Below are 3,635 nucleotides of genomic sequence, written 5' to 3'. Positions count from 1 at the left end.
TCTAGATACAGTCAACGGTACAGCCATTTTCAAAGGGAAAATGTACCCAGTAGCGTCTTTTCAATTTTTTCTGAGAAGCTCCAGGCAGTAAGGGTTTTGTTAATTTTTTAGTATTTCTGTATGGGGGAAGTCCAGGTATATTGGCATCTCGCGAGTCTTTAATAAAAGTTTGCTGACCACCACCGGGATAACAATCAGCCGGATTCTGGGGGGCGACAATTCCTTGATAAACCGTTGTTCCCGCAGGTAAAGTCACCGATACCACTTTGGTCGCTTGATTGGGAGGATTCCACTTTTGATCGAGGGCTAAATTTCTGATCACCTCCACATTGGTGGTATATTGATCCGTGGTCAGAAAACGACCTTTTTTGTAATTTTCGTCACTATAATAACGGAAGAAAGTCTGGGGTTTTTCTAGGGTAATTGCCTGACATTCACTATTGCGAAAAGTGATGGCAAGATCTGGAGGAAGGGGACAGGAAGGAGCCTGATCTTGAGCCAATATTTTCCGAGAATTGAAAGTCAAATTTTCGGGTAAACTATTGGTTAATGTACTGGCAGCGATTCCTAAAACAAGACTAAAAACGAGTGAACTGGCTTTCATCTTCACTGATTAAGAGAAATTCTTCTCGATTTTACCGTACTGAACCGACTGAAAATCTTGATTTCGCCCACTGGCAACAATTCTTAACTAATTTTCTCCCTGCTCGCCACCCTAACCCCGATTAGCTCCCTAGCAGAAAATTTCCCGCCATTGTCTGTCAACTTTTCTCGCTAGTTTGGGCAAATTAGGAAAAGAATCGTTAAGATCAAAAAAACTTAACATTAATCTTCTTGACAAAATCCCCCATTTGTGCTATGAGAGACGCTATTGATATTTTGATGGAAAATTTGAGCCAGAGCATCGTCGGCCAAACCGAATCGATTCGCATTGTGCTGGTGGCTTTACTCAGTGGTGGCCACGCTCTCCTCGAAGATGTCCCCGGAGTCGGCAAAACCCTCTTAGCTAAATCCTTAGCGCGTTCAATTAACGGTCGTTTCCAACGGGTACAATGCACCCCCGACCTCCTCCCCAGTGATATCACGGGAACCACGATTTGGAACCCCAACAGTCGCGAATTTGAATTTATCCCCGGCCCCGCTTTTGCTAACGTCCTGTTGGCCGATGAAATCAACCGGGCCACCCCGCGCACTCAATCGGCACTTCTAGAAGTCATGGAAGAAAAACAAGTTACCGTCGATGGAGAAGCGCGGCCGGTCCCCCAACCCTTCTTTGTGATCGCCACCCAAAATCCGATCGAATATCAAGGCACTTTTCCGCTTCCAGAAGCGCAAATGGACCGTTTTGCCGTTTGCCTGAGTTTGGGTTATCCCAGCGCCACAGAAGAACTAAAAATGTTACAAAGACAGCATTCTCAAGAGACGGTTAAATCCCTAGAAGCTTGTATTTCCCTAGAACAGGTGGGAGAATTGCAAAGATTAGTTAGTCTGGTCCGGGTAGCTCCTGCTTTACAGCAATATATCGTCGATTTAGTCCGCGCTACCCGTGATCACGAAGATATTAGTTTAGGAGTCAGTCCCCGGGGTTGTGTGGTTTTGCAAAAAGCAGTTCAAGCTTACGCTTTCCTCGAAGGTCGCGATTATGCTATCCCCGATGATGTTAAGTTTATTACTCCCTACGTCTTCTGCCATCGTCTGATTCCTAGTCACGGTCGTCAAGCTAAAGCGATCGTGGAAAGACTTCTGCAATCGGTGGCGATCGAGGATCGCATCTATGCTTAAATTTCAGTTATCGATGAATGGTAAGTTACAGGGTATTTCTAAATTCGGCCAAATTGGTAGAGCCGATCCATTAATTGCTAGTATCGCCTTAGCTCATTAAAGGCTGGAGTAAAAACATTTTGAACGTGCTTCTGTTTTTACTTTTTTTGACCATCTTTCCATGCCAGAACAGTAATCAAAACGGAGGAAGCAGGAAGCCCTCGCTTTTAGCGATGGGTATGTCACAAAGCTTCCCCTAAAAAATTCAACAAACGGTGAGTTTTCCCAGCGTCCCCCCTATTCTGAAAAAACTCACCAGAAGCCTTTATTTTGCCCCTCACACCTTATCGAATCGGTCTCCTATCCGAACTGTCCCGTATCGACCCACTCACTCTTGATTAGCGACCACCAATCAGTTGCCAGACCATCGAGGACGTACTTGTAGGGCAGCCAGCCGTAGCCAGCGCTTCCCCAGCCAGTCCCCCAGGAGTTGCGAATCAGCAAGGCACCGGTGGTTTCAATGCCACCGGGGTTAGTATTCTTAATCTTGAGGTTGTCGTCGTAACCAACTGCGTCAATGGCGTGACCGCCTTCAACCCGTTCGCCCCGAGTCGGGTAAGGAATCTTGCCGGTCGTGTTGCCCTGACTGATAGAACTGTAAACAGTAAAGCCAAACATCGAGGGCAGACCTTTCGACAATTCGGTTTTAATCCGAGCTAACAGTGCGTCTCTTGCCGTCCCGGGCGGATCGAGGCGGTAGTAGGAAATCGCCTGATAGCTTTGGGCAAAAGCGTAGCAGAATGCCGACGGCTCTTTGTCCAAATCAGCGATATTGTAGGGATAGTATTCTTCTGGTGGTACGCCAAACAAGGTGAGGGCGTACATTGTTGAGCGCAAGAAGGCCCCCGTATCTCCCGTCCATTTGAGCAAGTTGCGCGTCACTTTGTAAAGAAAGAGGCGCGAGGCATCTATGTGTTTGCCAAAAGCTCGCCGCTCAAAATACTCCACCAGTCCGACCCCGGCGTGGGCCGTACAAGAACCGATAGTTTGTTGATCCTCCATGGGGGAACACCACGGCCTCAAGTCCACGCTGGCTGGCAGCGCTGCTGGGGCAGATGTCGTTGCTCCCACTTTGGCCAGCATTTGCTTGACAGATGGCTGTCCCAAAGCTTGCAGTTTGGACGGTACGCGTTCAGATTGAAAAGTGACATCACGAATATCGGGATAGTCAGGCAACCATCCCATTGCGGGAATTACAAATGTTTCACTCATTTTTCCTTTCCTCCTAAGTCGTTACTCACTAGCCCTTGGCTATCTGAGAAGCCTTTACTCTCGGACTTGGAGCGTGACGGTAAATCGTTCGACAACTGACGGCTCTCCCTGCCACTCTCGCCAGAGCTTAAGCCTTAGTTGGTCTATCCCAGCCCGTTGCGCTTTAAAGGTCAGGACTCTCTGACCGCCCCCGCCGACTTTCGACTCCCCGGCAGGTACATACTCAGAGGACTGCAGCTCCACTAAATCGCCCCCGCCGCCATCAAGCGCCCACTGAAAGCCGGTAGTGGGATTCTCGTCGAGGGACAGTAGCAGTAGGTCATTGACCTGCATGGTGATGGATTTGCCGTTGTCAGTGCGAGTAAGGGTTAGCATTGTATCTTGACCGTTCCCTTCTTTCGGGTTCCACTTGGTTGCCCCACAGCCCTGGGAAAAGACCGGGGAAAGCACGAGGATTAGAGTTTTGACATCCTCGCCGCCCTAAAAGTGCGGCGATTCCTAAACCTCACGATTTAAGTTTCTGCTTCCACCACCGTCGCATACCACAGTTAAAAAACCATGTACTGTCTTACACAGAGTCCACAGACTTTCGCCCCATTTCA

3 protein-coding genes and 1 pseudogene are annotated in these 3,635 nt (G+C 48.5%); 1 reads left to right on the top strand and 3 read right to left on the bottom strand.

The features are described from left to right. Positions 1–136: 136 nt before the first annotated feature. A pseudogene (locus O9332_RS22685) lies at positions 137–604 on the bottom strand (hypothetical protein); the annotation flags it as partial. Positions 605–858: 254 nt separating this feature from the next. Here O9332_RS22685 and O9332_RS22680 point away from each other — a divergent pair. After that, positions 859–1,782: an AAA family ATPase gene (locus O9332_RS22680; protein ID WP_002761127.1), complete on the top strand. Its 924-nt coding sequence runs from the start codon at positions 859–861 to the stop codon at positions 1,780–1,782. Positions 1,783–2,121: 339 nt separating this feature from the next. Here the strand turns inward: O9332_RS22680 and O9332_RS22675 are convergent, their stop codons facing one another. Together O9332_RS22675 and O9332_RS22670 are read right to left on the bottom strand one after the other, a co-directional pair. Then, positions 2,122–3,033 carry a C1 family peptidase gene (locus O9332_RS22675; RefSeq protein ID WP_002761124.1) on the bottom strand — a complete coding sequence of 304 codons (912 nt, stop codon included), beginning with the start codon at positions 3,031–3,033 and terminating at the stop codon, positions 2,122–2,124. Between the two features lie 54 nt (positions 3,034–3,087). After that, positions 3,088–3,483, bottom strand: a complete 396-nt coding sequence (locus O9332_RS22670) for a protease inhibitor I42 family protein (RefSeq protein ID WP_002761122.1) — start codon at positions 3,481–3,483, stop codon at positions 3,088–3,090. Between the last annotated feature and the right edge of the window lie 152 nt (positions 3,484–3,635).

This window comes from Microcystis sp. LE19-10.1B, from assembly GCF_027530565.1.
Classification (GTDB): domain Bacteria; phylum Cyanobacteriota; class Cyanobacteriia; order Cyanobacteriales; family Microcystaceae; genus Microcystis; species Microcystis aeruginosa.
The sequence above is the reverse complement of the archived record's forward strand: the minus strand, read 5'-3'. Positions and strand labels throughout refer to the sequence as shown.

Bases quoted from the DNA above. Each gene is read 5' to 3' on its own strand.
- O9332_RS22675 (WP_002761124.1), bottom strand. From the start codon at position 3,033: ATGAGTGAAACATTTGTAATTCCCGCAATGGGATGGTTGCCTGACTAT.
- O9332_RS22680 (WP_002761127.1), top strand. From the start codon at position 859: ATGAGAGACGCTATTGATATTTTGATGGAAAATTTGAGCCAGAGCATC.